Annotated in this window: 23 protein-coding genes and 1 tRNA gene; 9 read left to right on the forward strand and 15 right to left on the reverse strand. The window is 62.3% G+C overall.

Annotated elements, in window-relative coordinates:
- The first annotated feature begins 72 nt into the window (after window positions 1-72).
- Together pnp and LK12_RS23765 are read left to right on the forward strand one after the other, a co-directional pair.
- Window positions 73-2,340, forward strand: coding sequence for a polyribonucleotide nucleotidyltransferase (gene pnp / locus LK12_RS07720; protein ID WP_039281329.1), 2,268 nt, complete (start codon window positions 73-75; stop codon window positions 2,338-2,340).
- Window positions 2,341-2,562: 222 nt separating this feature from the next.
- Complete coding sequence (locus LK12_RS23765) at window positions 2,563-3,015, forward strand: hypothetical protein (protein WP_052223248.1); 453 nt, start codon at window positions 2,563-2,565, stop codon at window positions 3,013-3,015.
- 41 nt (window positions 3,016-3,056) lie between these two features.
- Here the strand turns inward: LK12_RS23765 and LK12_RS07730 are convergent, their stop codons facing one another.
- From LK12_RS07730 to LK12_RS07750, 5 genes are all read right to left on the reverse strand, one after another.
- On the reverse strand, window positions 3,057-4,268 hold the full coding sequence (locus LK12_RS07730; protein WP_197063487.1) for a sensor domain-containing diguanylate cyclase: 1,212 nt from the start codon (window positions 4,266-4,268) through the stop codon (window positions 3,057-3,059).
- A 227-nt stretch (window positions 4,269-4,495) separates the two neighbouring features.
- A complete protein-coding gene (locus tag LK12_RS07735) occupies window positions 4,496-5,017 on the reverse strand; it encodes a DUF1993 domain-containing protein (RefSeq protein WP_039281332.1) in 522 nt (173 codons plus the stop codon).
- A gap of 51 nt (window positions 5,018-5,068) precedes the next feature.
- Complete coding sequence (locus LK12_RS07740; RefSeq protein ID WP_231568285.1) at window positions 5,069-6,157, reverse strand: GGDEF domain-containing protein; 1,089 nt, start codon at window positions 6,155-6,157, stop codon at window positions 5,069-5,071.
- 265 nt (window positions 6,158-6,422) lie between these two features.
- A complete protein-coding gene (locus LK12_RS07745) occupies window positions 6,423-7,175 on the reverse strand; it encodes a peptidylprolyl isomerase (RefSeq protein WP_039281336.1) in 753 nt (250 codons plus the stop codon).
- 4 nt (window positions 7,176-7,179) lie between these two features.
- Window positions 7,180-7,872: a GcrA family cell cycle regulator gene (locus tag LK12_RS07750; protein WP_039281338.1), complete on the reverse strand. Its 693-nt coding sequence runs from the start codon at window positions 7,870-7,872 to the stop codon at window positions 7,180-7,182.
- Between the two features lie 97 nt (window positions 7,873-7,969).
- Here LK12_RS07750 and LK12_RS07755 point away from each other — a divergent pair, with 97 nt between their 5' ends.
- Complete coding sequence (locus LK12_RS07755; RefSeq protein WP_039281341.1) at window positions 7,970-8,848, forward strand: ABC transporter permease; 879 nt, start codon at window positions 7,970-7,972, stop codon at window positions 8,846-8,848.
- Between the two features lie 41 nt (window positions 8,849-8,889).
- Here LK12_RS07755 and hspQ read toward each other — a convergent pair whose 3' ends face one another.
- Window positions 8,890-9,270, reverse strand: coding sequence for a heat shock protein HspQ (gene hspQ / locus LK12_RS07760; protein ID WP_039281752.1), 381 nt, complete (start codon window positions 9,268-9,270; stop codon window positions 8,890-8,892).
- A gap of 157 nt (window positions 9,271-9,427) precedes the next feature.
- On the opposite strand from hspQ, the gene LK12_RS07765 reads away from it, so the two are divergent.
- A tRNA-Ser gene (locus LK12_RS07765) sits at window positions 9,428-9,517 on the forward strand.
- A gap of 244 nt (window positions 9,518-9,761) precedes the next feature.
- On the opposite strand, the gene LK12_RS07770 is transcribed toward LK12_RS07765, so the two are convergent.
- From LK12_RS07770 to LK12_RS07785, 4 genes are all read right to left on the reverse strand, one after another.
- Window positions 9,762-11,432: a recombinase family protein gene (locus tag LK12_RS07770; RefSeq protein WP_039281343.1), complete on the reverse strand. Its 1,671-nt coding sequence runs from the start codon at window positions 11,430-11,432 to the stop codon at window positions 9,762-9,764.
- Entirely contained in the window at window positions 11,429-11,845 is a 417-nt protein-coding gene (locus LK12_RS07775; protein ID WP_039281346.1) for a DUF2924 domain-containing protein, read from the reverse strand. Before LK12_RS07775 ends, LK12_RS07770 begins: the two co-directional genes overlap by 4 nt.
- Window positions 11,845-12,402: a DUF3489 domain-containing protein gene (locus LK12_RS07780; RefSeq protein ID WP_039281349.1), complete on the reverse strand. Its 558-nt coding sequence runs from the start codon at window positions 12,400-12,402 to the stop codon at window positions 11,845-11,847. The genes LK12_RS07775 and LK12_RS07780 overlap by 1 nt, the downstream gene beginning before the upstream one ends.
- A 301-nt stretch (window positions 12,403-12,703) precedes the next feature.
- Window positions 12,704-13,345, reverse strand: coding sequence for a TetR/AcrR family transcriptional regulator (locus LK12_RS07785; protein WP_231568274.1), 642 nt, complete (start codon window positions 13,343-13,345; stop codon window positions 12,704-12,706).
- A gap of 52 nt (window positions 13,346-13,397) precedes the next feature.
- Between LK12_RS07785 and LK12_RS07790 the strand changes: the two genes are divergently transcribed.
- From LK12_RS07790 to LK12_RS07805, 4 genes are all read left to right on the forward strand, one after another.
- Window positions 13,398-14,936, forward strand: a complete 1,539-nt coding sequence (locus LK12_RS07790; RefSeq protein WP_039281756.1) for a cytochrome P450 — start codon at window positions 13,398-13,400, stop codon at window positions 14,934-14,936.
- A 1-nt stretch (window position 14,937) separates the two neighbouring features.
- Window positions 14,938-15,750, forward strand: a complete 813-nt coding sequence (locus LK12_RS07795) for an SDR family NAD(P)-dependent oxidoreductase (RefSeq protein ID WP_039281352.1) — start codon at window positions 14,938-14,940, stop codon at window positions 15,748-15,750.
- A 28-nt stretch (window positions 15,751-15,778) separates the two neighbouring features.
- Window positions 15,779-16,990, forward strand: coding sequence for a cytochrome P450 (locus tag LK12_RS07800; protein ID WP_197063488.1), 1,212 nt, complete (start codon window positions 15,779-15,781; stop codon window positions 16,988-16,990).
- 261 nt (window positions 16,991-17,251) lie between these two features.
- Window positions 17,252-18,028 (forward strand): NYN domain-containing protein, encoded by a 777-nt coding sequence (locus LK12_RS07805; protein ID WP_039281357.1) that lies wholly within the window; start codon window positions 17,252-17,254, stop codon window positions 18,026-18,028.
- 372 nt (window positions 18,029-18,400) lie between these two features.
- On the opposite strand, the gene LK12_RS07810 is transcribed toward LK12_RS07805, so the two are convergent.
- From LK12_RS07810 to LK12_RS07820, 3 genes are all read right to left on the reverse strand, one after another.
- A complete protein-coding gene (locus LK12_RS07810) occupies window positions 18,401-19,183 on the reverse strand; it encodes an alpha/beta fold hydrolase (RefSeq protein ID WP_039281359.1) in 783 nt (260 codons plus the stop codon).
- Window positions 19,184-20,108: 925 nt separating this feature from the next.
- Window positions 20,109-20,888, reverse strand: a complete 780-nt coding sequence (locus LK12_RS07815; RefSeq protein WP_039281362.1) for an SDR family NAD(P)-dependent oxidoreductase — start codon at window positions 20,886-20,888, stop codon at window positions 20,109-20,111.
- Window positions 20,889-20,972: 84 nt separating this feature from the next.
- Window positions 20,973-21,416, reverse strand: a complete 444-nt coding sequence (locus tag LK12_RS07820; RefSeq protein WP_231568286.1) for a nuclear transport factor 2 family protein — start codon at window positions 21,414-21,416, stop codon at window positions 20,973-20,975.
- On the opposite strand from LK12_RS07820, the gene LK12_RS25135 reads away from it, so the two are divergent.
- Entirely contained in the window at window positions 21,366-21,578 is a 213-nt protein-coding gene (locus LK12_RS25135; protein ID WP_231568288.1) for a hypothetical protein, read from the forward strand. The two genes, LK12_RS07820 and LK12_RS25135, sit on opposite strands and share 51 nt — an antisense overlap.
- Window positions 21,579-21,583: 5 nt before the next feature.
- Here the strand turns inward: LK12_RS25135 and LK12_RS07825 are convergent, their stop codons facing one another.
- The gene (locus tag LK12_RS07825) at window positions 21,584-23,998 is read right to left on the reverse strand and encodes a TonB-dependent receptor (protein ID WP_039281366.1); all 2,415 of its coding nucleotides are present in this window, start codon (window positions 23,996-23,998) and stop codon (window positions 21,584-21,586) included.
- A 147-nt stretch (window positions 23,999-24,145) separates the two neighbouring features.
- Entirely contained in the window at window positions 24,146-24,871 is a 726-nt protein-coding gene (locus tag LK12_RS24160) for a TetR/AcrR family transcriptional regulator (protein WP_082010407.1), read from the reverse strand.
- Between the last annotated feature and the right edge of the window lie 96 nt (window positions 24,872-24,967).

Raw genomic sequence — 24,967 nt, forward strand, 5'->3', positions numbered from 1 at the left:
ACCGGACCGGGACGGTATCCCCGGCAGTAAACCCCGCCAGGCAATAGGGCCGGTGGGTTGAGGAAACTCTATATGTTCGACGTAAAAACCGTATCCATGGAGTGGGGCGGAAAGACCCTCACTCTGGAAACCGGCCGCATAGCCCGCCAGGCTGACGGCGCGGTCCTCGCCACTTATGGCGAAACTGTCGTGCTGTGCGCTGTCACGGCCGCCAAGTCGGTGAAGGAAGGCCAGGACTTCTTCCCGCTCACCGTCCACTACCAGGAAAAGTTCTCGTCCGCCGGCCGTATCCCCGGCGGCTTCTTCAAGCGTGAACGCGGAGCGACCGAAAAGGAAACGCTGACCAGCCGCCTGATCGACCGTCCGGTGCGCCCGCTGTTCCCGGAAGGCTTCTACAACGAGATCAACTGCATCGCGCAGGTCATGTCCTATGACGGCGAGACCGAGCCCGATGTCGTTGCCATGATCGCCGCTTCGGCCGCGCTCACTATTTCCGGCGTGCCTTTCATGGGCCCGATCGGCGCCTGCCGCGTCGGCTTCGTCGACGGCGAATACACGCTCAACCCGAAGCAGTCTGCCGCTCTCGAAGATGGCCGCCTCGACCTCGTCGTCGCCGCCACCGGCGAAGCCGTGATGATGGTGGAATCGGAAGCCAAGGAACTGGCCGAGGACGAGATGCTCGGCGCTGTCATGTTCGCGCATGACGAGTGCAAGAAGGTCGTCAACCTCATCATCGACCTGGCCGAGAAGGCTGCCAAGGAACCCTGGGAAATCGCAATCAGCGACAACTCGGCGATCAAGGACAAGCTCAAGGAAGTGGTCGGCGCCGATGTCGCCGCCGCCTACAAGCTGACCGACAAGTCGGCCCGCTCGAACGCCCTCAACGAGGCGCGCGCCAAGGCCAAGGAAGCTTTCGCCGACGCCGACGCGCAGACCCAGATGGTCGCCATCAAGACCATGAAGAAGGTGGAAGCGGACATCGTTCGCGGCGCCATCCTCAAGGACGGCACCCGCATCGACGGCCGCAAGCTCGATCAGGTCCGCCCGATCGATTCGATGGTCGGCTTCCTGCCGCGCACCCACGGTTCGGCGCTGTTCACCCGCGGTGAAACGCAGGCGATCTGCACCACCACGCTGGGCACCAAGGACAGCGAGCAGATGATCGACGGCCTCGAAGGCCTGTCGTACTCGCCGTTCATGCTGCACTACAACTTCCCGCCCTACTCGGTCGGTGAAGTGGGCCGCTTCGGTGCCCCGGGCCGTCGCGAGATCGGCCACGGCAAGCTGGCATGGCGCGCGCTGCATCCGGTGCTGCCGAGCAAGGAAGACTTCCCCTACACCATCCGCATCCTGTCCGACATCACCGAGTCCAACGGCTCGTCCTCGATGGCGACGATCTGCGGTGGCTGCCTTTCGATGATGGACGCGGGCGTTCCGCTCGAGCGTCCGGTTTCGGGCATCGCCATGGGCCTGATCCTCGAAGGCGACGAGTTCGCCGTCCTTTCGGACATCCTGGGCGACGAGGATCACCTCGGCGACATGGACTTCAAGGTGGCCGGCACCGAGAACGGCATCACCACGATGCAGATGGACATCAAGATCGCCGGCATCACCAAGGAAATCATGGGCAAGGCGCTGGAGCAGGCGAAGGCCGGCCGCGCGCACATCCTGGGTGAAATGCAGAAGGCCCTCGGTTCGGCCCGCACCGAGCTTTCGGCCCACGCCCCGCGCATCGAGACGATCCAGATCGACAAGTCGAAGATCCGCGACGTCATCGGCACCGGCGGCAAGGTGATCCGCGAGATCGTCGCCGAGACCGGCGCCAAGGTCGACATCGACGACGAAGGCGTGATCAAGATCTCGTCCTCCGACATCAACCAGATCGAGGCTGCCAAGGCCTGGATCCAGGGCATTGTCGAGGAACCGGAAGTCGGCAAGATCTACACCGGCAAGGTGGTCAACATCGTCGACTTCGGTGCCTTCGTGAACTTCATGGGCGGCAAGGACGGCCTCGTCCACGTCTCCGAAATGAAAAACGAGCGCGTCGAGAAGCCGACCGACGTCGTTTCGGAAGGTCAGGAAGTGAAGGTCAAGGTCCTCGAGATCGACAACCGCGGCAAGGTCCGCCTGTCGATGCGCGTGGTCGACCAGGAAACCGGCGAAGAGCTGGAAGACACCCGTCCGCCCAAGGCGCCGCGCGGCGACCGTGAAGGCGGTCGTGGCGGTGACCGTCGTGGTCCGCGCCGCGGTGGCGGTGGTGGCCGCGATCGCGGTCCGCGTCGCGACAAGGACGAAGGTGGCGATCCGAACCACATGCCTGCCTTCCTGAAGGAAGACTGAGCCAGACCCGTCAGGGTACAGTAAAGGGAAGGGGCCGCGCCGTTGCGTGGCCCCTTTTCCTTGGTGGGCGGCAGGCAGTGGCGGCTTCGCCCGTCCTGCTGCTGATGCACTGCCGCAGTGCATTCGTCGCTCGCGGAAAGGTTTGCCGGGCGCGGCCTCTCAAAACGGAACATCGGCTTTCGCGCGATTGACCGCAGCGCCGGGGCAAACCATGGTTTCCGCATGTTAAGCAAAATTCTCGCCGCCGCCTCGCTGGTGCTCGCCGTCTTTCCCGTTTCCGCTATGGCCGAACCCCGGGACTATGCCGAAGGGCAGGTGTGGCAATACGCCACACGCGCGCAGGATGCCGGATCGCTGGTCAAGATCCAGAAGATCGAGATCGAGGAGGGACGCCGGGTCTACCACGTCAGCGTCATCGGCGTTCATTTCGCCAATGCGCAGACCGCGAGCGTGCTGCCGCATCTGCCGGTCTCTGCGGAAACGCTGGATGCCAGCGTGACACGGGAAGTTCAGGCGCCCTCGGCATTCGGCGGCATGTCGGTCGACGAAGACATTGCCGAGTGGCATAGGGCCCAGGGCGGCGTTCTGCGCGTTCCGCTGGCACAGGCTCTGGATGAAGTCGACGTGATGATTTCCCGCAACGACCCATTGCCCGATCGGGGGATCGCCTCGTAACCGGGGCGCCGATTTGGCCCTGAGATTGCCGGGAGGCGCGCTCAGCCTGTAACGGCGAGACGCGGGCCTGCGGCGGATGTCCCGTCGCTGGACGACGCGCGCTTTTCCGCAGCCACGACCCGGTTCTTGCCTGCCTCCTTGGCTGCGTAGAGCGCGGCGTCGGCCATCGGAATGACATCGGCGGCGTTGGATGCCGTCTCCGGGACGGTGGCGACGCCGAAAGAGGCGCTGATCGGGACGCCATGCACTTCGGAAAGGCTTTCGATCCGCAGCCGCAGCATTTCGGCCTTGGACACCGCGTCCTCGACACCGCAGTTCGGCAGGATGACCATCAATTCCTCGCCGCCGTAGCGGGCCACGACGTCGGACGGACGCAGGGCCCCCACGAATTGCCCGGCTACATCGCGCAGCACGGCGTCGCCCTTGGCGTGGCCGTAGTCGTCGTTGAGCCGCTTGAAATTGTCGAGGTCGATCATCACGACCGAAGTCGCGGCCCCGGTCCGTTCGGCGAGGCTGAGGTAACGTTCGAGCGCATCTTCCATGTAGCGGCGGTTGTAGAGGCCGGTGAGCGGGTCGCGAAGCGACTGGGTGCGCAGCTTTTCGCGCAAGGCGATGTTGGACAGCGCCAGCGACATGGAATCGGCAAGGGCGCGGGCGATCCTGCGGATGCCCTTGAGGTGGGTGAAAGCGCTAGGCCCGTCATAGGCGAGCATCAGCAGGCCGAAAACCTGGCCCCGGGCCATCATCGGCACTTCCACCGTCGCGGCCGAACCTAGATGGTGCATGCAGCAAAGGGTGTTGGAACTGGCATCGTTGATGTGCGGCTTGCCGCGCTTCAGGGCCCAGCAATTGCCGGGAAGCAGCGTGGGCGATGGTTCGAACCCCTCGGTGATGTTCCATGCCTTGGCCAGATCCAGGCGATCGCGAGAATTGTTGAAGACATAGAGCGCGCCGCCAAATTCGGGCAGCAGGCGATCGGAAGTCGCCATCAGCACGGCGCCGGCATCGTCATGATCCTCGGCTGCCTGGAGCATGTCCGTCATAGCGAAGAGTTCTTCGATCTGGCGTGTGCTGTCACGGGCTTGTTCGAACAGCGCTATGTGTTCCTGCATGTCCTGAACGGCGATCCGGGTAGCGGCCAGCGCCACGACGAGTACCGAGATAGAGCAGGTTGCCGCGATTGCACCGGCAATTAGCGTAAAGCGTGCGTCCAGGAGGAGAATGGCAACAGCTGCAGCAACGTTCAGGGCCATGATCGAGTTCATGGCATACCGGATGCCCCGGTTCTGTCGGTTGTTTGGCGCCAGGAGTCCTTCTTTTTGCACCGCGTCTCACCCAATAGCTATGGCTGGAACGTATGCAAAAAAAGTTAACCGATCGTAACTGTTTAGGTGTTTTGCCCGAAATTTCCGAACGTATCCTCCTTCTCTGGCTGCGGTGCGCGGTCTGTGATTTTAAATAGCGGCCAATTTGAGAATGTTTATTCTTTGACGCGGACCTTCCCGAGATAGTCGCGCTTGCCGACGTCGAGCCCATGATTTCGCAAAATGGCGTAAGCGGTCGTGCTGTGAAAGAAAAAGTTCGGCAACGAAAAGCTGGTTAGAAAATCCTCGACAGTAAAATCCATGCGCATGGAGCCGAATTCGAAACGCATGTCGCGCCCGGCAATGGCATCCAGTTCGCCTGCCGGGATTGTCTTGAGAAAGGCAATCGATTCATCGATTTCCTTTCGCAGCGCTGCAAAGTTGTTGGGCACCGGATCGATCTCGGGATGGAACACGCCCGCCCGTACGCCGGCAACGGCACGCGCGGAATGATGGCCGGCTTCGAAGACCTGCTTGGCGAACGGCCACATGTCCGGTGCCAGACGCGCGTCCGTCAGGGTTTCGGCGGGTTTGCCGTGCTCGGTGCAATGCGCCTCGGCCTTGTTCACGAGACCGGACAGGCTCTCGAGCGATTGCAGGCAGGTGGCGACGAAAACGTTGTCCAGCGAAACGGTCATGGCTTTCTCCCGGGTCCTTTCCGCCGAGAGTAGAGCGCGTCCGCAGCAGGTTCAATCCGCTCCGTCTGCCTTCAATACCACGTTACGACCTGCTTCCTTGGCCCGCAGCAGCGCATCATCGGCCGCCCGCAAGGCTTCGCGAGGGTCGTGATAGGCGTGAACGTCGGCCACTCCGGCGGAAAGGGTGATGCGGCCGAATGGGACGTCGGTCATGCGGTTGATCAGGCGTCTTGCGGCAATGGCTTCTCGCGCTTCGTCCACGATCGCGCAGGCTTCCTCCAGCGACCTGTCGCGCAGCAGGACAACGAACTCCTCGCCGCCGTGGCGCGCCACATGGCATTTATCGTCGGATATGGTCGCAAGCGACTGGGCCACCGTGCGCAAGACCCGGTCGCCGGCTTCATGCCCATGCTTATCGTTGATACGTTTGAACTCGTCGATGTCGCAAAAGGCCACGCACAGCGCTTCACCGCTTTCGCGCGTGGCTGCGTATTCCTCGTTGTAGCGCGTTTCGAATGCCCTGCGATTGGGCAGGCCGGTCAGGTGATCGATCTCGGCCTCGGCGCGTGCGTCTGCAAGCTGCTGTTGCAGTGCGTTGGATTCGCGCTCGGATCGGGCCAACGCACGGGCGACTTCGCGTGTACGGTCGAGCATGTCGCGCGCCAGCGTCGTGATCTGCGCTATCACGTCGCCGCCGCTGTCGATGGCGGCCAGCCCGTCCACATGGGCCTCGAGCGCGGAATTGTAGTCGTCGGTAGCCGTCTGCGCTGCGCTGGCGGTGACCGAAAAGGCGTCGATGGTGGCTTCCAGTCTCATGATGAGAGCAAGAAGCTCCGCCGATCCGTCCCTTGCGGCATACGCATTGCGCACCTGCTCAAGCCATTCCGTCGTCACGCCGTCGCCATCAGCCAGACGGGCGGCGGTCAAGGCGGCCAGCGCCGGGTTGGCGCCGGTGACGATATCATGCGCCGCTTCCAGCACGAACGGCGTGACCGGCAAGTCGTGTTCGACGACAAACTGCGAAATCTCGGCAAGAGCTTCGAGCCGTTCCTGGCCGTCAAACGGCAACGCGGGCGCTTCCACGGACGATGCCGTTTCGAATGTCTCGCGCCTGGTCCCGCCAAAGCCGAGCCATCGCATCAAGCCCCCCCGGGCCATGCTGGGATCATGTGCCGTCATATCACGGTTAACGGCTGTGCTCTGCGAGTTTTAAGTTCACTATTGCAATAAAACGCGTTGCGAGCAGCGAATTGGCGCAAGTGTTACCAATTCCTTTTACTCGTCATCGGCGTTTGGTTCCGGAATATCGTAAATGAAGCTCTCAGAATTCCCGTGTCGAGAAGGCAACACGCAGGAGTTGAGGACTGTTCCGGGTTCGCCGGGGATAGCCGCTGGCTCCAGCCGCCTAATCGGCCGTAGAAGCTTCGCCAGTTTCCGCTGGCGGCTGCGGTTCGGGCTCGGGCGGGCCGGCAACGCGGCGGGCGCTGACGATCTTCACTTCGTCTTCGAGAATGTCGCCCTTCATCACCCCTTCGCCTTTCGTGGCCGAGCGCGGCTGGTTCCAGATCGCACGCACCACGTCCATGCCGCCCACGACATGGCCAAAGGCGGCAAAGCCTGCTCCGGGGTCCTCGCCCGAATTGCCTTCGGCGGCATCGAGGGCCGGCATGGCGGACAGCAGGATCATGAAATCCGCCGTCGCCGTTCCGGGGGCAAAGCGGGCCATCGATATCGTTCCGGCCTTGTGCAGGATACCCGTCTGGTTCGTCGATTCGTGCGCAACGGGATCGAACAGTTTGGCACCGTCGCGAACGCCGCCTTGCAGCAGGCCTGCCGGCTCGTCGCTGTGGCCGAGATGCATGGCGCGATAGAACACCGCACCGTCCATCCGCTTGCTGTCGACGTATTTGAGGAAATTGGCTGTCGTAAGCGGCGCGTGGGTCTTGTCGAGATCCAGCGTGATGACGCCCATGCCGGTGGTGAGAGCTACAAAGACATGCTCGACGGGTTCGGGCGCCGGAGCCGCTACTGCGGCCTCGTCGACCGGCGCCGTGGCTGCGGGCGCATCCTGCGCTGCAGCCAACCCGGGCTGGAGGACGAGGGCGAGAGATGCGAGCAATGCCGCAATCCCGGCCCTCTTCCGCTTCGTACGCGGCATGGAATCAGCGAACCCGCGGACCGCCGAACGGCAGAGGCGGAGGAGGACGACGCGCGCCGCGCGGGAGCTGTGCCTGGTAGGCGCGGCCGCAGTGATCGACGCAATAGGGAAAGCCCGGGTTCACCTTCTCGCCGCAGAAGTGGAAGTCCGGCTCGCCGGGGTGTCCCATCGGCCAGCGGCAAATACGGTCGTTGAGGTCGAGCAGGCTGGTCTTGTCGGCAATCTCCGGGCTCGGCTTGGCGGGAACGAGACGGCGCGGCGGGGCCGGCGGGATCGGGGCCTGCTGGTCGCCGGGGCCCTGACGCAGGAAGCCGCCGGGGCCGACCGAGACGATGCGCGGCTGGTCGCCGGCGGGCTTGTCGCTGCCTGCTGCGGGAGCCGACGGTGCAGCGGCGCGGGCAGGCGCCGGCGACGGCGCGGGCGCCGCTGCGCGCGGGGCGGGCGCCGGTGCAGGAGCGTCCGCTGCCTTGGCGGGCGGAGAATCGGCTGCCGGCTTGGCCTTCTTGGGCGCTGCCGGGCGGGCAGGCTTTTCATTCGCCTTGACCGGAGAGGGGCGAGCCTTGAGACCGAGGCGATGCGCCTTGCCGATCACGGCATTGCGGCTTACGCCTCCAAGCTCCTCGGCGATCTGGCTGGCCGTGGCCCCGCCTTCCCACATCTTGGTCAGCTTCTCGATCCGCTCGTCCGTCCAGCTCATTCCAGTTCCGTTTCCGTGCATGGGGCGATTGCAGAATCGCCCCGAAATTCCAGGCACCCGCTTGCCTTGCAAGGCCGCAGCCGATACTCGCCGGGTCATGGCCGATCAATCTAATTCGACCGAACTGCTGGGGCCCACCGTGATATCGCAGCCTCGCCGGTTTCCGGCAAAGGGAGAACCCCTGATCCACCAGATAAACTGGGTGGGGCTCAAGACCCTTTATATGAAGGAGGTGCGCCGGTTCTTCAAGGTGCAGACCCAGACGATCTGGGCGCCCGCGATCACCACGCTGCTGTTCCTCGTCATCTTCACGCTGGCGCTCGGGCGCGGCGGCCGGGAAGTGCTCGGCGTAAACTTCGCGACGTTCATCGCGCCGGGCCTGATCGTCATGGGCATGATGCAGAACGCCTTTGCGAATGCCAGCTTTTCGTTCCTCTCGGGCAAGATCCAGGGGACCATCATCGACTTCCTGATGCCGCCGCTCAGCGAGGGCGAACTGATGCTGGCCATGGTGGCCGCGGCGGTGACCCGTGCCATTCTGGTCGGGCTGGTGCTGGCCGGTGCGATGTTCCTGTGGCCGAGCGTTGACCTGTCGGTCTCGCATCCCTGGGCCATCGTGTGGTTCGGGCTGATGGGCGCGATCTTCCTTGCGCTGCTGGGTTTCCTGTCCTCGATCTGGGCGGAGAAGTTCGATCACAACGCGGCGATCACCAATTTCGTCATCGCGCCGCTCTCGCTGCTCTCGGGCACGTTCTACGTCATCGACAACCTCGCGCCGGCGTTCCAGGCCGTCAGCCGCGTCAATCCCTTCTTCTATGTGATTTCCGGCTTCCGCTTCGGGTTCCTCGGCGCCAGCGACATCGGCGACACCAACCTTGCCGTGTTGCACAGCGCGCTCGGCATGGGCTTGCTCAACGCGGTGCTCGCCCTGATCGTCTATTTCGTTCTGCGCTCTGGCTGGAAGCTCAAGGGCTGACCGTCATGTGGCCTGCAGCCGGAAAGGCCGTGCAAATCGTTCTAATGGGCCATTCCGCGGCGTAGCTGATAGCGGCCGTTGCGGAAGTCCTCGAAGATCTGGGACAGGGAAGGGTGGTCCACCGGTCCGCCTTCGGCATCGCCTGTCAGATTCTGCTGACTGACGTAGGCCACATAGCTGGAATCCTCGTTTTCGGCGAGGAGGTGGTAGTAGGGTTGCTCGCGCCCGGGACGGACGTCGAGCGGAATGGACTGGTACCATTCCTCGCTGTTGGCGAAGACCGGATCGATATCGAAGACGACACCGCGAAAGTCGTGGTGCTTGTGACGCACCACGTCGCCGATCGCGAAACGCGCTCGGGTCTGGCGGGGCGCATCGATGACGCGACCGGCTTGGGGAGAAAAGAACGATGCCCGGTTCATGTGGTCAATATAGGCCTGCCTGAACACGAAACAAGCGAACCACCCCAGCCATCCCCGCTTTTCGCGAATTCGGGGGTTGGCAAGCGTCATCATCTGGGCTACCGGCGCGCTTCGCTCGACCCGTACGGGGCCCTCCGGCTCCATGGCGATCTCTAGCGGAGAGGTGGCAGAGAGGTCGAATGCGCCGCACTCGAAATGCGGTGTACGGGCAACCGTACCGTGGGTTCGAATCCCACCCTCTCCGCCATTAAGTCCTTGTTTTATAAGGGAAATGTGAAAATCTGCCGCAAGGCGCGCGGTTCTGCGGGCTTGCGCGGTGCGTTCCGGTCAGGAGAGAGCGCTTTTGTGCCATCGTTCGGCGCCCTTGGCGGCTTTTTCTCCAAAGCCCATTTTCCCAGTACGGCCATGGCTGGCGACGCAGGGGATGGCGGTCACGGCAACGAGAAACGGCGCTAAAGCGCCGCTATAAGGTCGTTGGTTTTGGCCGCCGGCTAAAATCCGAACATAGCCAATTGCTCGTCCCAAGCCATGGGAAGGTCGGCGCAGCGCAGCGAGGCCGCGCTGACACTAGCAGGCTGGGTACCTGCGAGAATGGCCTCGATGATGGCCGGGGCAAGGAAGTTCAATCGGACCAGCCGCGAGACCCAGGAGTCGTTGACCTTCTCGGCACGCGCGATGCCGGCGATGTCGGTGTGGCCATCCTGCAGCTGCATCCACCAGGCCCGTCCCTTTCGCAGCATCTCGACCAGGCCTGCATCGGGCGTGCCGGCGCTTACGGCGCGACCGTTCTGCTGCACCAGCTTGAGGGCGTGCCCCGTGCGGGTCAGCTGCATCGGTTCGATCAAGGTGATGACATCAGGAGAGGACGGTGGGCGATCGATGTGCAGCGCCGTGCACAGGGCTGCGCTGGCAAGGTCGACGCAGACCTGTTTGCGTTCGATGACAACACCTGCAACCAGCGAGCGGAAGGTGGGCCGATCCCTGCGCTGAACCTTGGAGCCGAGCGTCTGGGCCCTTGCGATGATGCGCTGCAGGCTTTCGCCTTGAAAAGGGACCTCCAGCTTTTCCAGCAGTGCGAGCGGGTCGTCGAAGGCTTTGGCCAGCATTGTGGTGACCGCGGCTTCGATCTCGCGCGCCGGTATGCGCAGAGCTTCGGTTGGCTCGCTTCTATTGGCGTCGCCGCCATGTTGAAGGCATCGGCTGACGTAATAGCGGTAGCGGACCGTGCCCTTGACGGCATGCGCTGCGACCATGGCGTCGCCAGCCTCGTCGGCCAGCTTGCCCGCAAGCAGGCTGGGAGCCCTGGCGCGCTCGCCAGTGCGTTGACCTTGCAAGTTCTCGGCCAGTGCTTGCTGGACCGCCTCCCAGGTCTCGCGATCGATGATGGCTTCGTGCCTGCCGGCGTGGACCTGGCCTTTATGGTGAATCGCCCCGATGTAGACCGGGTTGGCGAGCAACTTGTAGATCTGCCCGCGCGAGAAGGGACGACCGCCGGTTATTCGCCCGGTCGTTGCTTCACGGCGCGGCGTGAGGATGCCGTCTCCGGCAAGCTCCTCGGCAACGAGGCGGACATTGCACAGCGCCCGGTAGCGCTCGAACACGTGCCGCACGATCCCGGCATGCTCTTCGACGACGGCGAGGCTGCGTCCGTCGGGCCGGTAGCCCAGCGGCGGGTTGCCGCCCATCCACATGCCGCGTGCCTTGGAGGCGGCGATCTTGTCGCGGATGCGCTCGGCGGTGACCTCGCGCTCGAACTGGGCGAAGGAGAGCAGCATGTTGAGTGTCAGGCGGCCCATGCTGTTGGTGGTGTTGAACGACTGGGTGACTGAGACGAAACTAGTCCCTGCCTTGTCCATCGTTTCGACCAGCTTCGAGAAGTCGAGCAGCGAGCGGGTCAGGCGATCCACCTTGTAGACGACCACGATGTCGATCCGCCCCGCCTCGATATCAGCAAGCAGGCGCTGAAGGGCAGGGCGCTCGAGCGTGCCGCCCGAAAGGCCGCCATCATCGTACTCGCCTGGTAGCAGGGACCAGCCTTCCGAGGCCTGGCTCAGGATATAGGCTGCACAAGCCTCGCGCTGGGCATGGAGCGAGTTGAAGTCCTGCTCAAGCCCTTCCTCGCTCGATTTGCGGGTGTAGATCGCGCAGCGCACTTTCTTCATGCCGCACGCCTCCCGGCAAGGCCAAAGAAGGCCGGGCCGGACCAGCGCGTGCCGGTGATGGCGCGGGCGATCGCCGAGAGGCTGCGCCAGGCCCTGCCGTTCCAGTGAATGGCACCCGTCTCGTCGACGGTGACGACATGGACAGTGCCCTGCCATTCGCGCACAAGCCGCATGCCCGGGGCGAGCTGAGTGGCGACCCTTCGCTTTTGGGAAGCGGCGGCGTCCAGCATCTGCTGTGCCGGGCGGGAAAGACTGCCGCCTGTTCGGGCCTGCACCTCGTAGGCTAGCGCCAGGCGCAGCATCTTCGTGCTCAGCTTTGGCGCTGGCCGACCGGTGAGTGAAGCCCACCGGTCGATCAGTGCCGCGCGGCCGAGATCGGCGATTTCATCGAGCGTGATCGTTGCCCGTGCCATCAGGCGGCCTCGGGCACGATGCGGTAGAAGCTCGTTCCCTCGAGCGTCGTGCGGGCGATCACGTGGCCCTTCTTGCGCAGGCCGCTCAGGGCGGCGCGGGCCGTGTGTGGGAGCCAGCCGGTCGCCCCGGTCAGCTCTTCGAGGGTCGCACCGCCTTCGCGTTCCAGCAACGTGATGACGCTGGCGATCTTGCTGCTCGTCCTGGATTTACCTTGCGTTTCCGCTTCAGCTTCATGGGCGGCAGGGGCTGGCTGTACATCGCTGCCCTGTGCCTCCTCCTGGCCCGCTGCGTGGTGGGCGCTGATCGCAGCAAGGCCCGCGGCGGTGATGAAGAGGCCGACCTTCCTGTCGCCGTCGACACGCCAGGTCAGGCTGTCGTCGTGCACGGTGCGCTGTTCGATGAGCTTGCGGCGCACCAGCGAGGCCAGCGCCTTGCTGAGGCGCGGCATTTCCAAGGCGCAGGCTTGCGGCAGCGGTATCAGGCTGCCGTTCTCGCGCTGCGATGCACCTGCAAGCAGGAGCAGTTGGAGGTCGTTGAGGTGGACTCTGCGGGTCATGATAGATTCTCCTTGGATCGTGAAGCGACACACTTGCCGCTCCCACCACCCAAGGCCCCGGTCAGCGCGCCAGCGTCCGGGGCCGCAGCCGCCTTGCCGGGCTGCGTTTCAGTACGCACACCAATGCTTGCTGCGCGCACGAAGTCGAATGGAATCTGGAATGGATTGAGAAAAGTCGATGTGGCTGGCAATGGCCGCTATGCCGGACACTCCGGTTAGTCCGCTATCGACACCGCATTTGAGACCAGCCGCCCTTCGTTCATCAACCCAATCGGGCAGCTTCTGGAAGGAAATGAGGTCGTCACTGGGCCAAGGTCGAGGCGCCGATTAGGCGATCCAGAATTCCCGCGATCTCACCGGGACTGTGCGTTCCGTCCGGCTGGGCGAGCCACCACGAGATTGTCTCAGCGATCAAGCTGGTGGAACAGATGGTCCCCAGTTCCTTGGGCAGCCAGTCGGAAACCGGGTCGTGCGTTTCGGCGACGATTCGAGCCCGCCGCAGCCATTCCGCGCGCATCGTCGCGCCGGCGCCCCCGTTAAACAGCACCGACCAGAGCGCGCGATGCTGCTGTACATAGTCGCACAGAGCATCGAACGAAGCCCGGTCGCCGACCTCGTCCTTGATAGGCAAGGTCAGGTCGACAAGCGTTTCGATCTGCTGGGCGGCGAGGCCGTCGAGCAGGGCTTCCTTGCTTGGGTAATGGCGGAAGAAGGTGGCATAATGGACGCCGGCTTTGGCGCAGATGTCGCGGATGGTGATCTGGTCGAAGGCCTTGTGCTCCAGCAGGCTTAGCAGCCCCTCGCGCAGGGCGGCACTCGACCGCAGGGCGCGTGCATCCTTGGCGGTTGACCCGGCATGATGATCGGAACTATGCGACACAGTGTCGCACAAAATCGGATTCGCTTTGGATTTGGTCCTCATCGCTCCCTTGTGGAGCAGCACCCGAGGACAAGGCGCAAGCGATTTCCGCAAGGTATGGATACGGAGAGCAATGATGCAGGCGCTGATCGAACGTGATTACTTCTCTGACCATGAGGTCCTGAGGGACCCCTACGCCTTCTTCAACGCGATCCGCGAACAGGGGCCGATCTATCGACCTCCGGGCAAGGACTATTTCATCGTCACCGGCTTCGCGGAAGCGCTCGAAGTGCTGCGCGACCACGATGCCTTTTCGGCCATCATCGGCCTGCAGGGCGCCTCGGCGCCGTTGCCGTTCACGCCGCATGGTTCGGACATCACCGCCCAGATCGAAGAACACCGCAAGGAGTTCGCCGGCGGCGACCAGGTCGTGAACCTGGACGACGAGCCTCACACCAAGCTGCGCGCCTTCATCAATACGCTGTTCGTGCCTTCGCGCCTCAAGGCCAGCGAAGAATTCATCGAAGTATACAGCAAGGACATGGTGGGCAGGGCCGTGGCAGATGGCGGGGTCGACCTTATCAGCAAGATCGCCACGCCTTTCGTCACAATGGTCGTTGCCGACCTGCTCGGCGTGCCGATGGAAGACCGCCAGCTGTTCATGGATGCGATCGCCAGGGGACCGATCCCGGGAGCGCTCGACGGTACCGATCCGATGTCGGGCGGAGAAGAACACCCCTTCGCAGTGATGGGCACTTATTTCTACAGCTACCTTGCAGATCGGCGCGCCAACCCGCGCGACGACATCCTAACCGAATTTGCGCACGCCAAGTACAACGACGGGACGACCCCGGAGCTCTATGATCTCGTTCAGCTGGGCATGTTCATGTTCGGCGCTGGCCAGGACACTTCGGCCAAGCTGCTCGGCAATTCGATGAAGTACCTGGTCGAGGACCAGGAATTGCAGAGCCGCCTGCGTGCCGATCCCAAGCTGATCCCGGCCTTCCTCGAGGAAGTCCTGCGTATCGAGGGCTCTACCAAGCAGACCGCACGGCTGGCCCGCAAGGACACGCGCATCGGAGACGTCGATGTCCCGGCCGGGACCAAGATCCTCGTAGCCTTGTCGGCCGCCAACCGCGACCCGCGGCGCTGGGAAAATCCCAACGAGCTGGTGATCGGCCGCAAGAAGGTAGCCGAACATCTCGGGTTCGGCCGCGGCAAGCACGTTTGCGCCGGTGCGCCACTTGCTCGGGTGGAAGTGCGGGTTATCATGGAAAAGTTCCTCGAGATGACCTCGAAGATCGAGCTGGATCTCGAACAACACCCGAACGGCGTCGCGGACCTCACCTACGAACCCAGCTTCATTATCCGTGGTCTGGACAAGATGCATATCAAGCTGACGCCTGCCGAGGGATTTATCGCGCCGGCAAAGCAAGAGGCGGTGCCCGAAGCGAAGAAGAACTGGTCCACTTCAGGCAGCCGCATCGGGGACCTGTTGAGCGACGATGCCGCTCGGGCCGTGCTCGACAAGCACTTTCCCGGCATGACCGAGAACCCCCAGATCAGCATGGCCAAGGGCATGACCCTGCGCGCGATCCAGGCATTCGCCGCCGATCAGTTGAGCGATGAAGCACTCGACGCTGTCGATGCAGATCTCGCCAGGCTTGGGCACTGATATGGCGGTCCGTGACGTCTCCGCCCTGCCGTTGACCGAACTGATCTCGCTCAAGGGCCGCAACGCTGTGATCACCGGCGCGGCCTGGGGCCTCGGCCGGGCGACCGCCTTCCGGCTGGCCGAGGCAGGCGCGTCAGTCCTGATCGGAGACGTCGATACCGACAAAGCGAAGGCGACGGCGGCTGACATATCCTTGGCCACGGGTGCGCGCGTGCTCTCGACTTATTCCGACGCGGGCGACAGCGCCTCGGTAGTCGGGCTTGTCGACCATGCTATCAAGCAATTCGGCAACATCGACATCTGGGTCAACAACGCCGGCCTGCCATCGTCGGTGCCGGTGTTCGACCTGTCCGAAGAAGAATTCGACAGGGTCGTCGCGATCACCCTCAAGGGTACATTCCTCGGCGCGCGCGAAGCGGCCAGGCGGATGGTCGAGGCCGGACGCGGCGGTACGATCGTCAATGTTGCCTCACTCGCCGGCCTGCTGGGCATTTCGCCGGGCCAGTCGGCCTATGTCGCCGCGAAGCACGGCGTTGTCGGCCTGACCAAGACCATGGCCATCGAGCTCGGCAAGCACGACATCCGGGTGATGGCAGTCGCACCTGGTGTCTGCTTGACAGAGAAGACGGCGTTCCTCGCCGATCTGCCCCCGGAAAAGCTGAAGGCAATCGGGATCCCCGGCATCGACACCAGCCGCCTGGGGCGGGTCGGCACGGCCGACGATGTCGCCCGCGTGATCCTGTTCTGCGCGTCCGACATGGCCATGTTCATGTCTGGCTGCACTCTTCCAGTGGATGGCGGAATAGCGTCATGAGCGCCGAACATGGATGGAGGAATTGATAATGGCAACGCGGATCGACCAGCTCGACCTCATGGACTTGCAGATCGAAGATCGCGCCTTCGGCGATGACCCCGAGCCCTGGTTCGCTCTGGCTCGCGCCCGGCACCCCTGGCTCGCAAAGTTCACACATGGCTACCTCGTCCACGGTCACCGGGAGATCCGCGACCTGATCCAGATGGACGACAAGCTGCACATCGCCACCGACGACGTGGTCGAGATCATGGGTGCCTCGGGCAAGCCGTGGGGCGACTTCATGAAGGCGCTGCTGATCAGTCGTCACGGTGCCGATCACAAGCGGATGCGCGAGGCCCTGAAACCATTCTTCAAGCCCCGCCGGATCGCGGCGCATGTTGGACTTATCCGCGACGTGGTTTCCAACCTGCTCGACGAATGGGTGCCAAAGGGCCAGTTCGATTTCACTGAGTTCGCCTCCAACTTTCCGGTCGCGGTCATGTTCGGCCTTATCGGCGCGGACCTTGCTGATCTGCCGAAGATCAAGTGGGCGCTGGAAGTCCAGGGCTTGAGCTACAGTCTCGATCCGACGCTGCTGCCGGAGCTTGAGTCAGCCCACACGATGATGATGGAATTCGGCTCGGACCTTGTCACCTCGCGCCGGGCCAGTGGCGAGGTGCGCGAGGACCTTCTCCAGGACCTGATCAAGGCAGAAGACGAAGGCGTGCTTTCGCACCAAGAGGTCTGCGAGCAGCTCTTCTTCCTGTTCGCCGCGGGCTACGACACCACCAAAAACCAGCTCGGCATGGCCGCAAGGCTCCTGTTTCAGCAGCCCGAGCTGTGGGAGCGATGCGCGACTGACCGGGAGTTCTGCACGCTGGCGATCGAGGAGGGCCTGCGCCACTCGAGCCCGAGCAGCCCGCCGCGGATTGCGTTGGACGACATCGAATATGCAGGTGTGCTCATTCCCAAGGGCTCGCACCTGATGTTCCTGCTTAACATCTCAGGTCGCGACCCGCGGGCCTTCGATGACCCAATGACTTATCGGCCAGGCCGGGAATCGGCGAAGCATCATCTCGCCTTCGGCAAGGGTGTGCACATCTGCCTCGGCCTGCACCTGGCACGGTTCCAGATGGAGGAAGGCCTTCACTTGATGGCACAGCGCATGCGGCAGCCTGAAATCGCCGGACGCGAAACCTGGCGACGCTTTCCCGGGGTCTGGGGACTTGAGTCACTGCCTGTGCGTTTCACGCCGGTCTGAGACAAGCACCTGGACCAACGACCGCTTTCAGACAGGACCATAACGACTGTCGATGTCGGGTAGGTCGGCGGCTGCCGACCCAGCTTGCGCCACTCTGCGAAGAAGCGTTAACGTCTGCTCAGGCCAAAATCGGTCGCAGAGAGACCAGTGTATGAATGACGGAGTAGGCCACCTGTCGAGCGCCAACGCGCAAAGCACAAGCTGTGCGCGCCAGGAGATGCATTAGGGCGACGTCAAGGACTTGGTAGGTAGGTAGACGCCATGTCACGCGTCGACCAGTTGCCACGCCTTGCCGTCCTCATTGACGCCGAGAACATTTCACCTCGCATCGCGCAGCGCCTCTTCGAAGAGATCGCAACTCTCGGTGAGGCGAGCGTGCGGCGCGTCTACGGTGACTTCTCGGAAGAGCGGCTCAAGGGATGGGCCCAGATCCTCGCCGACCATGCGATTATCCCGCAGCAGAATTTCGCGCTGACCGTCGGTAAAAACGGATCCGACATCGCGTTGGTGATTGACGCGATGGACCTGTTGCACAGCGGTCGAATAGAAGGATTCTGTCTGGTGTCATCGGACAGCGACTTTACGCGCCTCGCTGCACGCATCCGTGAGCATGGCTTTGACGTGTTCGGCTTTGGCGAAGCCAAGACCCCTAAGAGCTTCCGACAGGCTTGCAAACGCTTTGTCTTCACCGAGAATCTGCTCCCTCAACCGGAGCTTGCCGCACCCGCCGCCAGCACGAAGGCTGCCGCCCATTCTCCTGTCACGCCTAACTCCGCACCGCGCAAGCCTGCGCAGGCAACGACCATCATTCGGCGCGCGATCGCGCAACTCGAGGATGAGGAGGGCTGGGTCCATCTCGGCGGCCTTGGGTCGCGGCTCTTGGCAATGGACCCCGAATTCGATCCGCGCACTTACGGTTGCGCCAAGCTGACGACGTTGATCGAGCAAGCAGGTGACTTCGAGGTGCGACGCGGCAGCGGCATGTCTGTGCAGGTCCGGCAAACGGACAGCGCGCACGGTTCCAAACACGTCACATAACTGAACGAAAGCAGCTTGTGGCTCCGACCAAACGCAAGTCGTTTCCCCGCGCTCGCGGGAACGGCCGCTACTGATGAAAACCCCGGCATTCGCCAAATCGCTAGGAAACGGCAGCAAAGTCCCAGATCTGGTCGGTCGGTCCGCCCTGAGAGCTTGATGAACGATCGGAAGGTTTAGAGCAGCCGATTTGAACGACTGAACGGCGGCTCTGTCGGCGGCAGGTGCCACCCTTCTCCGGTACTAAAATCTGAGCTATTCGAAGTCTTCCATCGGAGACGAGACTGGCAAAAGATGGCTCAGCAGACGCCATTTTTTCAGGCGCGACTTTCAAGCTTCCGAGTTTCCAGTTCACCGGTCGCGGTGTCAAATTGATCATGGTCGACCCGTGGCGTCCAGAATGACCCGAACCGTCTCGTCTGGCTGATCCCACATCGGAAAGTGTCCGCTATGTTCAAACCAGTGGAGCGTAGCTTTGGGAAAGGCATCCATCGCGCGTTTCGCCTGCGGCGGCAGGCACAGACGATCTTTTCGCCCCCAGCCGATCACCACCGGCGAACGCGTGTCTGCAGAGCCCAGCTGATTTGCGCTGGTAGCGAGATCGTTGACAAGCGCGACGAACGTGCCCGTGTCCGCGTATGATCTCAGCTCATGCGAAACGAGTGCGGGTTCGAGGGCCCACGGCTTGGCCGAAAGCTGGATCATCAAGGCGGTCCGACCCGCGACGTTTTTGGCAATCGCGGGAAGCGCCGGTCGAAGTGCCCGCACCAGACCAATCGAAGGTATTAAGGTGGTTCTGAAAAACGTGCGCTCCCACCCCTGCCAGAAGCCGCCCGGATCCAAAGCAACAACTGCGCCGGCGTGGCCTCGCCGGGCCATCTCCAGCACCAGGCGAGCGCCCAGCGAGCTGCCGACCATATCGATCTCGGTAAGCCCTTCAGCCCTGAGCCAATTGTCCAGGCTGCGCGCCAGCCCGTCAAACGTGCCGCTGTCGGCCTCCACGGGCGTTCGCCCGTGGCCAGGCAAGTCCGGGGCGATGACCTCTCTGCTTTGAGCAAGCGTGGGCGAGATAGTGTTCCACGAGCGGCTGCTTCCGCCCAAGCCGTGGACAAGGAGTAAAGGTTTACCGCGCCCCGTGCGCGTATGGTGCATTATCATATAAGGGTAACGCCTCGGAACGAGTTATGGCTCGCCCGCCCTGAAAACGTCCTTTATCGCGCGCAAAGCACCAAGCGCACAGTCCCGCGTCGACCTAATTATCGCTACTGGCCGCGGGGTGAATGAAAGGCAGGTTTCAACGGTCTAATCCGAGCCAAGAAACGACGGCTTTGTCGGCGGTTTCCGCCTCGATGCCGCGCATGATGGAGGGCGGTAGCTCCCGACCCTTCCTGGCCGCTCGTGATCACTTTTCAACTTGCCGAATGTGGACATAGTTTCCGTTGTGAATATCCATCGCCCAATGCCAGAAAAGTTCGACGATCCGGATTGTTCGCTTGCAGGGTTAGGGTGCGGCCAAGAAGACTTTCGCGACTGCTCGCAGCAATGACAGCGACCGCCTCAATTTAGGTTATTCACTTTCGTCTCAGGCGTGCTCAGACCACTATCAGGTCAATGAGTGGAGTAAACCTCGGGAAGCGGCACGATACACAGCATTCACCCTGCTACTCGCATCGAGCTTTTCGCACAGGTTGTTGAAATGGAAACGCACGGTCAGGGCAAGTGGTGACGATCTTGCGACAGTTTGCCCAAAATGCTTCGTCGAGAACTGTCATGGCGTAGGTGAGCTGCGACAGTTCGCCCGACGCATGCGTTACCCAAGGGAGACGGGCATATCGGGCGGCACACTCATCAAGTCCGAAGGGGGCTGCGAAGGGTGGCAGATTGTCGGCAATGCAAACTTTGAAGCGCCCGATCCTCTGGCATGCTCTGCTAGGACATCGAGCGCCGCACCCACCCGGGATTTCGGATCCATGGTTATGGTCGTTGGTGCCGTCAACGCGACCCGGCAAATTCCCCGGCCGCTGGCAGAGTTTCACCTGCGCCAACAGCGAAGCGAGTGTAGGTCGCGAGGAGGCTATGCTGCCTAGCTGGCAGCATAGCCTCCATCCACATGGATGGCATCGCCGTGGATATAACGCGCTGCGCTCGATGCTAGGAAAGCCACCGCTTCGGCAACTTCGGGAGGGGTGACAAACCGTCCCATCGGATTCCCGCCGGCAACGCCGGCCCGCAACGTTTCGACAGGGGTTCCTCCGGTTATCTCGGAATACGTCTCGAGGATCTTGTCCATCATCGCGGACTCGACGACGCCAGGATGCACGGAATTCACCCGGATCGGTTTCTTGAGCACGGCAAATTCGATCGCGGCGACGCGTGTCAGCATCCGTGCTGCTGCCTTGCTCGTGCAATAGGCGGCACTGAACGCGGATGGACGATCCGAGGCGCCCGAACACAAGTTGATCACCGCACTGCCGCCGAGACGATCCGCTCCGCTTTTCGAAAGCAGGTCTGCGGCAACTTTCAGGCCCAGGAACATGCCCTCGACATTGACCGCCTGGCAGCGACGCCAGTCCTCGAGGGACATGCTGTCGATGCGTCCCATCGGGGCCACGCCCGCATTGTTGACAAGAATGTCCAGTCGGCCATGGTCGCCGTCGATCTGCGAAAGAACCGCCTTCCAGCTGCCCTCGCTGGTCACGTCATGAACCAGAAACCCTGAGCCGGTGTCCGAGGTCTGGCGAAGGTCGGAACGGATTACGGTGGCGCCCCGTTTTTCCAACAGGCTTGCCACCGCCGATCCGATGTCGCCACTTGCGCCGGTCACGAGTGCGATCGAACCATCGAGCTTAGTTGCGTCGGTCAATCTGATATCCTTAGGTTATTTCTGACATTCTTGGCTGCATGATCGTTGCTGGCAGGCCTTGAAATCGCGGCGTGCACGCTCGCATCAAACAGGCCAGTTCCTTTGTTCGCTGAAATCAGCGCCGTGACGGCCTCCCAGAGTGAGCGTCATCTGGCCGAGGAACGAATCCGTGGCAGGATCGGTTCTGGCCCAGTCGATGACTTCGCGTCTCTTCAGGATTTTCCAGCCCGCGCCGCGGTCTTCGTACTCGTCGATATAGCGGCCTGCGACGAAGAGATCCTTCTCGACCTCGTCTTCGACAATGCGATGCTGTGCGATGAAATAGACTTCGCCGGAAGCCCGCTTGCCGGTGACCGAGATGTGCGCCTGCATGATGCCGTGCTGGCTGGCGATCATGTCGCCGAGCAATGTCTGCGCGAAGTTGACGAAGCCGTCCGGATCGCCAGCAAAGGGCCCACAGTCCACATAGGCATCGTCATGGAATACGCTTCGGTGCAATTCGGGCAGGAGGCGATCCTGCGCCCGCATATACGTGCACAGCAACTCGAAGATGTCACGTCGTGCTACAATGTCCCGCAACTGAGCGGCTTGTTCTGCGCCAAAAATATCAGCCATTTGATGACCCGCCTTTCGATCGAAAGTTCAAAGGGGAAGGAAGGGCTGGCCAGCGTTACGCCGACCAGCCCCTGATTTCATCAGAAGGTATACTTCGCCGAGACGCCATATTGACGGGGGGGAGCGTAGTTCACCAGGCCGATGGTGCCAGGCACATCGAACACGCTGTTGGTGTAGCGCTGGTCGAAGATATTGGTCCCCCAGACACTCAGCGTCAGGCTTTCGTTGATCGCGAGATCGGCGTTGGCATTGACGATGTGCGTGGGCTGCACGCTCGCCCGGGCCGTGTCGATGATCGAGGAATAGAGCTTTTCGCTGGTATAGTTGTACTGGGCACCGATACGGCCGTTCATGTCGCCCACGGGAAATTCCCACATGAAGCCGACGGTGGCAGTCCATTTCGGCGCGTTCTGCAGACGCTGGCCCGCAAGTTCCAGCACGGGCGGCGGCGTCGCGGGATCGCCGTCGTCGTCAGGCAGCTGGAAGGGGAAGTCCTTGTACTTCGCCGACAAGTAGGCAAGCGAGCCATTGAGCGTGAGCCCGTGGACCGGGGCTGCGAGCAGCTCCGCCTCGAAGCCCTTGATCTGCGCGCTCGCCACGTTGAGGATGGTGTTGCCCTGCCGCAAGCTGGCGCCCGATCCCAGGAAGTAGATCTGGGCAAGCTGCAAGTCGCGGTAGTTGGTGTAGAAGCCGGCGAAATTGAAACGGATCTTGCGATCCAGGAATTCGGTCTTGATGCCGGCTTCAAACGTATCGACTTTCTCGGGTCCATAGGGGCCGAGGTCCTGCTCTATGCCGATGCGCCCGGTAAAGCCGCCCGACTTGAAGCCACGTGCCCAGTAGCCGTAGAGCAGGAGATCATCGACGGGCCTGTAGTCGAGGCCAACCTTCCAGCCCAGGTTCTGCCAGGACTTGCTGCCCCGCGGGGGCGCGGCGGCATCGATGAGAACGTTCGGCGTGCCGTCAGGCGCGGTTCCGTCGAACGTGGTGACGCCGCCGGTCGCCAGCGTCGTGGTCGTTGAGGCCAGCATGCTGGTCTTCTCGTAAGTGTAGCGGATGCCCGCCTGCAACCGCAACTGATCGGTCAGGTCAACATAGCTCTGCGCGAAGCCGGACAGCGAGTAGTTGTCCTGGTCCTGGAGGTTGAGTTGGTAGAGACCCGGCAGGCCATAGGTGACGTTTCCTGTGGCCGGATCATAGCTGAACCCGCCCGCAAAGTTGATCCGGAACTTCTGGTAGTGCTCGTAGTGGTCCTTGAGATAGAACCCGCCGACCAGCAAGTTGATGCTGTCGTTCAGGTCGATGCTCGTGCGCAGTTCCTGGCTGAACTGCCAGCCCTTGGTGCGACGGCGCGTGTCGTCAAGGAACAGCGGGGTTCCGTCCTGATCGGTGTATTCGAACAGGTGGAAGTGCTTGTAGGCGGTGATAGAGGTAATATCGCCGACCGCGGTGTCACCGATGTTGACCGTGAGCGAGGTGCGATAGGTGTCCATGTCGCTGCGATCCTTGATCGGATCGACGAAATTGCCGTTCGCGTCCTTAGGCCCCGGATCGAGCGCGGAGAAATAGTGATCGGGAGCCTTGCAGCGCGAGCCCATCGGAAGGCACGGCGAGGCGTACATCCCGGCGAGCCCGGTATCGACGTACTGAGCCTCGCCGGGCAGATCGCCAGCGACGACCACCGGCGCGCCGTTGCGGCCGCGATCATACTCGCCCGACAGCGTGATATCGACATTTGTGCCCGGGTCGTACTTGAGGATGCCGCGCATGACGGTGACGTTCCGCCGCCCCATGTCCGATCCGTCATAGACATTCGTCACCCAGCCATCGCGGCGATCGTGCGAGACGACGAAGCGTCCGGAGAGCGATTCGGAAAGGGGTACGTTCAGCACCCCGGCGGCCTGGAAGTGGTTGTAGTTACCATAGCTCAGGTCGACGCGCCCCTCGAACTTGTCGGTCGGCTGGCTATTGACGACATTGACAACACCGCCGGTAGTGTTCGCGCCGAACAGCGTTCCCTGCGGGCCGCGCAGGACCTCGATGCGGTCGACGTCGTACAGGTCGACAAGCGCCCCCATCGAAAAGAACTGCGGCACCCCGTCCACCACGATGCCCACCGTGTTGCCGGCATAGGGATCCGGCTCGATCACGCCGATGCCGCGAATGGTGAACACCGCACTGGCCGGCGCGTTGGAAAAATTGCCGATCTGGACATTGGGAACGGCCCCCTGAAGGGCCTGCAGCGTTGTGGCGTGCATGTCCTCGACGGCCTGTGCGGATACTGCGGCGACCGAGATGGGCACGTCCTGGAGGTTCTCCGCGCGCTTCTGCGCCGTAACGATGATCTCGGCGATGCCACCGCCGCTCTCTTCGGCAGCTTGCGGTGCCGCGTCCTGGGCATGGGCCGCAGCACATGCCCACTGCACCGCGACAACCGAGATGCCGATACGCCCCATGGTGCCAAGTTTACTTGAACGTTTCTTTGAAAGCTTCATGCCTGCCTCTCCCAATTTTCGGCTCAATGTCCGAATTTTCGGCTTCGTGTTCGAGCCGAGCCTTGCACATGTGTTGCGCGCAGCATGGGCGATTCAGGAACTATGGAATTGGCTAGGTTTGCAAATTAATCGTACAGACGTTCTGGTTTAATCGGAGGTCTCGGCAAGCGCCCGGAGGCCTCCAGTAAAAAATGTGGCGGCCGGCGAAATGAGTTCGTTGATGGCTGCGATCGGATATTCCCCGTCGGTGACCTGGTCGAGAAAACCCTGGTCCTGAACCATGAATATCACGGCGGCGTCGATGAGGTAGACGGCCAGCTTCAGCTTGCGATCGGGAATGTGCGGCGCTGCGTCGCGCAGGAATTCCGCGAAGAGACTGGAGATTGGCAGTAGCTCGAGCAGCGCGACATTAACTTCGTTCGCGGCGTATGCACCCATGAAACTTGAGGTTAGGCGGATATAGGTCCTGAACTCACTCCCCGAATCGATGCAACTTCTTAGAAAAGGCCGAATAAAAGCTTCAATAGTTCCGAGATCCCCTTTGTTTTCATTTTTTGCCCGTTCAAGGTTTTCACGAATGATTTCAATCAGAGGATCTCGCTTACGCAACACGACGTTATAGAGAAGGTTCTCTTTACTCGGGAAGTGATGCGTGATTACGCCCAGACTGGCGTCTGCCTGGCGTGCGACATCGCGCAAGGAAGCGCCGTCGTACCCGCGCAGCGCGAATACCTGCTCTGCCGCATCCATGATTTGCTCGCGACGAACAGCGCCGTTACGGCGGCGCACCGGCGCGGCGACCGCTTGCTCGGCGGGCTTGGTGGATCTGGCATTGCCGCGGGCAGTACGGGCGTCGGACGATACCTTTTTCATTGCTCAGGAGATGTTCGTCCGGCGGATGGCCGTCAAGAGCGCGACACGGACGAACGGGCGCCTGGCTGAGCCGCCCCCTACTCTAAGTCACAGTAT

It is taken from the genome of Novosphingobium malaysiense, assembly GCF_000802225.1.
In the GTDB taxonomy this organism is placed as follows: Bacteria; Pseudomonadota; Alphaproteobacteria; order Sphingomonadales; family Sphingomonadaceae; genus Novosphingobium; species Novosphingobium malaysiense.

Excerpts from the sequence above, each read along its gene's own strand:
- pnp (WP_039281329.1), top strand. The coding sequence starts at position 73 with ATGTTCGACGTAAAAACCGTATCCATGGAGTGGGGCGGAAAGACCCTC.
- LK12_RS23765 (WP_052223248.1), top strand. The coding sequence starts at position 2,563 with ATGTTAAGCAAAATTCTCGCCGCCGCCTCGCTGGTGCTCGCCGTCTTT.
- LK12_RS07730 (WP_197063487.1), bottom strand. The coding sequence starts at position 4,268 with ATGGCCCTGAACGTTGCTGCAGCTGTTGCCATTCTCCTCCTGGACGCA.
- LK12_RS07735 (WP_039281332.1), bottom strand. The coding sequence starts at position 5,017 with ATGACCGTTTCGCTGGACAACGTTTTCGTCGCCACCTGCCTGCAATCG.
- LK12_RS07740 (WP_231568285.1), bottom strand. The coding sequence starts at position 6,157 with ATGCGATGGCTCGGCTTTGGCGGGACCAGGCGCGAGACATTCGAAACG.
- LK12_RS07745 (WP_039281336.1), bottom strand. The coding sequence starts at position 7,175 with ATGCCGCGTACGAAGCGGAAGAGGGCCGGGATTGCGGCATTGCTCGCA.
- LK12_RS07750 (WP_039281338.1), bottom strand. The coding sequence starts at position 7,872 with ATGAGCTGGACGGACGAGCGGATCGAGAAGCTGACCAAGATGTGGGAA.
- LK12_RS07755 (WP_039281341.1), top strand. The coding sequence starts at position 7,970 with ATGGCCGATCAATCTAATTCGACCGAACTGCTGGGGCCCACCGTGATA.
- hspQ (WP_039281752.1), bottom strand. The coding sequence starts at position 9,270 with ATGAACCGGGCATCGTTCTTTTCTCCCCAAGCCGGTCGCGTCATCGAT.
- LK12_RS07770 (WP_039281343.1), bottom strand. The coding sequence starts at position 11,432 with ATGAAGAAAGTGCGCTGCGCGATCTACACCCGCAAATCGAGCGAGGAA.
- LK12_RS07775 (WP_039281346.1), bottom strand. The coding sequence starts at position 11,845 with ATGGCACGGGCAACGATCACGCTCGATGAAATCGCCGATCTCGGCCGC.
- LK12_RS07780 (WP_039281349.1), bottom strand. The coding sequence starts at position 12,402 with ATGACCCGCAGAGTCCACCTCAACGACCTCCAACTGCTCCTGCTTGCA.
- LK12_RS07790 (WP_039281756.1), top strand. The coding sequence starts at position 13,398 with ATGCAGGCGCTGATCGAACGTGATTACTTCTCTGACCATGAGGTCCTG.
- LK12_RS07795 (WP_039281352.1), top strand. The coding sequence starts at position 14,938 with ATGGCGGTCCGTGACGTCTCCGCCCTGCCGTTGACCGAACTGATCTCG.
- LK12_RS07800 (WP_197063488.1), top strand. The coding sequence starts at position 15,779 with ATGGCAACGCGGATCGACCAGCTCGACCTCATGGACTTGCAGATCGAA.
- LK12_RS07805 (WP_039281357.1), top strand. The coding sequence starts at position 17,252 with ATGTCACGCGTCGACCAGTTGCCACGCCTTGCCGTCCTCATTGACGCC.
- LK12_RS07810 (WP_039281359.1), bottom strand. The coding sequence starts at position 19,183 with ATGATAATGCACCATACGCGCACGGGGCGCGGTAAACCTTTACTCCTT.
- LK12_RS25135 (WP_231568288.1), top strand. The coding sequence starts at position 21,366 with ATGGAATACGCTTCGGTGCAATTCGGGCAGGAGGCGATCCTGCGCCCG.
- LK12_RS07820 (WP_231568286.1), bottom strand. The coding sequence starts at position 21,416 with ATGCGGGCGCAGGATCGCCTCCTGCCCGAATTGCACCGAAGCGTATTC.
- LK12_RS07825 (WP_039281366.1), bottom strand. The coding sequence starts at position 23,998 with ATGAAGCTTTCAAAGAAACGTTCAAGTAAACTTGGCACCATGGGGCGT.
- LK12_RS24160 (WP_082010407.1), bottom strand. The coding sequence starts at position 24,871 with ATGAAAAAGGTATCGTCCGACGCCCGTACTGCCCGCGGCAATGCCAGA.